The sequence below is a fragment of the Gammaproteobacteria bacterium genome (assembly GCA_028817255.1).
Taxonomy (GTDB): domain Bacteria; phylum Pseudomonadota; class Gammaproteobacteria; order Porifericomitales; family Porifericomitaceae; genus Porifericomes; species Porifericomes azotivorans.
The window spans coordinates 1-3,716 of sequence record JAPPQA010000144.1; the positions used below are offsets into that span (position 1 = coordinate 1).

The 3,716-nt window shown below is 67.5% G+C and carries 3 protein-coding genes; all 3 read right to left on the reverse strand.

All coding sequences use genetic code 11. The annotated features are described in order from the left end of the window. Window positions 1-257: 257 nt before the first annotated feature. Window positions 258-1,673: a nitrogen regulation protein NR(I) gene (gene ntrC, locus OXU43_06235; protein ID MDD9824750.1), complete on the reverse strand. Its 1,416-nt coding sequence runs from the start codon at window positions 1,671-1,673 to the stop codon at window positions 258-260. Continuing rightward, the gene (gene glnL, locus OXU43_06240; GenBank protein MDD9824751.1) at window positions 1,670-2,746 is read right to left on the reverse strand and encodes a nitrogen regulation protein NR(II); all 1,077 of its coding nucleotides are present in this window, start codon (window positions 2,744-2,746) and stop codon (window positions 1,670-1,672) included. The genes ntrC and glnL overlap by 4 nt, the downstream gene beginning before the upstream one ends. Before the next feature lie 75 nt (window positions 2,747-2,821). Next, window positions 2,822-3,457: a DUF4124 domain-containing protein gene (locus OXU43_06245; protein ID MDD9824752.1), complete on the reverse strand. Its 636-nt coding sequence runs from the start codon at window positions 3,455-3,457 to the stop codon at window positions 2,822-2,824. Window positions 3,458-3,716 lie beyond the last annotated feature (259 nt).

Consider the following 3,716-nt stretch of genomic DNA (forward strand, 5'->3'; position numbering starts at 1 on the left):
CGGGAATGGCGAGGGGGGGCATGGAAACGGCGGAGTAGGCTTTATTCGCTGGATGCCCGTAGGGTTTTTACACAGTCTGTTTCGCCGGAATGGCGGAGTGGGCCATGTGCGCGGACTCTTGACGCCTCGCCCGCCGCAAATACCCAGATGCTGGATGCCCGCCCCTGTTCAAGCCAGGGGCAAGCTCCGTGCGGGAATGGCGAGGCGGGGGTTCGGGGTAACACGGCGGCATCCCGAAAGGCCAGGAGGAATCCGGCCTACGGTTTCAGGCGCAATTCCTTGAGTTTTCGCGACAGGGTGTTGCGCCCGCAACCGAGCAGACGCGCCGCCTGCAAGCGGTTGCCGCCGGAGCGCCGCAGCGCCGCCTCGAACAGCACCCGCTCCACGCGCGGCAGGGCCTGCGCCAGCAGCCGGGCGCCGCTGGCCGCCAGGCTTTGTTCCGCCCAGGCACGCAGCCCCCGCTCCCAGTCTTCCCCTGCGTCCGGCGGCGGCGCCCCCGGGCGCAGTTCCGGGGGCAGGTCGTCCACATGCACCTCGCGGGTGGGGACCATTACGGTCGCCCAGCGACAGAAGTTCTCCACCTGCCTGACGTTGCCCGGCCACTCCAGGCGCTGCAAATGCTCCAGGGTGTCGGCCTCCAGCACGCGCGGCTCGACGCCCTGTTTGCTCGCGGCATCGCGCAAAAAGCGACTCGCCAGCCCCGCGATATCCTCCGGCCGCTCCCGCAAGGGCGGGATATGGATGCGGGCGACATTCAATCGGTGCAGCAGATCTTCACGGAACTTCCCGGCCCGCACACGCTCCTCCAGATCGCGGTGGGTAGCCGCGATCAGCCGCACGTCCGTATGTACCGTCGCCATCCCGCCGATCCGGTAGAATTCCCCGTCCGCCAGCACGCGCAACAGGGGCGCCTGCAATTCCGGCGGCATGTCGCCGATCTCGTCCAGGAACAGGGTGCCGCCGTCCGCTTGCTCGAAACGACCGCGGCGCAACTGGAGAGCGCCGGTAAAGGCGCCTTTTTCATGACCGAATAACTCCGCTTCCAGCAACTCGCGCGGAATGGCCGCCGTGTTGATCGCGACGAAAGAACCGGCGGCCCCGCGGCTGTGCCTATGCAGGGCGCGCGCCACCAGCTCCTTCCCCGTGCCGGACTCGCCAGTAATGAGGATGCCGAGATCGGAGCCGGCCAGCCTGCCGATGGCATGGAAGACCCGGCGCATCGCGGGAGAGTCTCCCAGCAGCCCGTCGGCAGCCGGGACGGACGGGACCGACGCCGGTCCCCGTGCCCCGGAATGCGAATGACGCAGGGTGCGCAACACCAGCCGCATCATCTTGTCCAGATCGAAAGGCTTGGCCAGAAATTCCAGCGCCCCCTGCCGAAAAGCGGATACCGTCCGTTCCAGATCGGAATAGGCGGTGATCAGGATCACCGGGATGTCGGGGGCGCGCCGCTTGAGTTCTTCCAGCATGGCCAGGCCGTCCATATCCGGCATGCGCACGTCGCAGATGACCAGGGAGGGCCGCTCCCGGTGCAGACGCTCCAGAGCCGAGCTGGCGTCGGCAAAACTGAGCACCCGGATCTGTTCTTCCTGCAGGGCCCGCTCCAGGACCCGGCGCACGGAACGGTCGTCGTCAATTACCCAGACCGCGGCCCAGACCGCGGACTCCTTCATGGCTCGCGCCTCGGCGGCAACAGCAGGGAAAAAATCGTCTCCTCTCCCAGCCGCTCGTATTGCAGCACCCCGCCATGCGCCTGCACCAGGGCCTGCGCGATCGGCAATCCCAGGCCCGTGCCGCCGGGGCGGCCGCTGACCATCGGATAGAAGGCGGTGTGGTTCAGGCCCGGGGGCAGGCCGGGACCGGTATCAATCACGTCCACGCGGATCCCGAGGCGGTGCATGCGGCCGCCGATCGTGCAGCGACGTTGCGCCAGGCTGCACAACCGGACTTCGCCCTGCCCGCCCACGGCCTGCAGGGCGTTGCGGCCTACGTTCAACAGGACCTGCACCAGTTGCTCGCGGTCGGCGCTGATCTCGGGCAGGCTGGGGTCGTAGTCGCGGTGCAGTTCGACCCCTGGCGGGCGCTCTGCCTGCATGAGGCCGTACACGTGCTCCAGCACCTCGTGGATGTTGATCCGCTGCCGCAACGGCGGGCGGGCGCCGGCGGACATTCGGTCCACCAGGCGGTTGAGCCGATCCGTTTCCCTGACAATGATGTCCAGGTATTCTCGGCAACGCCCCGAGACCTCGTCCCGTTGCAGGAGCTGTGCCGCACCCCGGATCCCGGCCAAAGGGTTCTTGACCTCGTGCGCCACCTGCCGCACCGCCTCGTTGGAGGCGGCGTGAACCGAGCGCATGGCCTCGTCCCGGGCCGCCCGGCGCCGCGCGGCGGCATTGACCAGCTCGGCCAGCAGACCTTTGCCGCCCTGCTCAAACACGGGCGTGACGACGCAATCCAGGATGAGCGGAGCGTCATTCGGGCGCTGCAACTCGACGCCCAGCTCTACGTAAGGGGAATCGGCCTCCAGGGCGCGGAAAAAAATGGCGAACAGGCGATCGGCTCCGGGCAGGAGCCGACTCGCCGGCTGCCCCTGTGCCCGCTCCGGGCTTAGAGAGAGCAATACCTGCCCGGCTGCGTTGATGGAGCGCAGGCGCAGGCCGTCGTCAAACAGCAACACCGCGGTACTGAGGGCATCCAGAAAATGGCCGTTCCAATGGCCGTTCCAGGCGGGAGGCGGTTTCATCATTCGAGACGCGCGCAATTGCCGGCGGCCGCCCCCCCGGGGCGCCGGCGGGGTTCCGTGGCGTTGCCGGCTACCCCGCTACCGGCGGCCGCCGCGAAGCGACCGGCCCCGGGTGCGCACAACCTCACGGACCGCCTCTACCTCGACCGGCGTAACATTGCTTGGAGGCGGCAACGCCCTCTTCGCCTCCCTCTCCTTGATCAGCCTCCGGGTCAGCGCGGTGGTGCGCAACAGGTGAAAAGTGACGGACTCGGAACGGATCCGCTCGCTGCCGTCGGCGCCGACAATCGCGGCGACCAGAGAATGGGTTCCGGGCCCGATGCCGCTGAGCTGAGTGCCGCCCCCGCCCCGAAAGACCTCCTTTCCGTCCAGGTACAAGACCAGCTGATCGCCGGACGCCAGGGCCGGCTCCGAGACCGTGGAGACGCTGACCTTGCCCTCGTTGGTGCGCAATGCCTGGTCGGCGGCGGGGGAAACGATAACCAGGGAAACATAAGCGACATCCTGCGGTTTTTCTTCGCCGACGGTCGCTGGCGGAACGCCGGGCTTGGGAGGGGCGACGAAGGGAACGGCCGGCGCCTTCTCGATCTCGATCTCTTCGGCATCGCTGGATGGCGTATCGGAAAATATGGGGACCCCGTCCTTGTCCACCGAGCGGTAAACGGTTTCCGCGCCGGCGCCAAGATGCACGCCCAACAAGAGGAGGAAAGCCATTCGCGCCACGCTACGCATGGCGGCGATTATACCACCGTTTCGGGGAAACTGTCGCGCCAGGGCCAGCGCCGCCAAACCGTTACGCAATCGAGGGGAAAAGATTCCCATCACTCCACCCTTGAGGGGGAGCCTAGGCGGCCCTTGCGGTTCTCCTGGGCGGTGGGGTGTAGCAGGCGCTTTAGCTGCTCCCCCCACCGGCGCGACATCGGGCTTGCGCCCTCGTCTTGCCGACTCCCCCTCAAGGGGGGAGTGGTGCGTA

Coding starts and splice junctions, on each gene's coding strand:
- OXU43_06245 (MDD9824752.1), bottom strand. CDS start 3,457: ATGGCTTTCCTCCTCTTGTTGGGCGTGCATCTTGGCGCCGGCGCGGAA.
- glnL (MDD9824751.1), bottom strand. CDS start 2,746: ATGATGAAACCGCCTCCCGCCTGGAACGGCCATTGGAACGGCCATTTT.
- ntrC (MDD9824750.1), bottom strand. CDS start 1,673: ATGAAGGAGTCCGCGGTCTGGGCCGCGGTCTGGGTAATTGACGACGAC.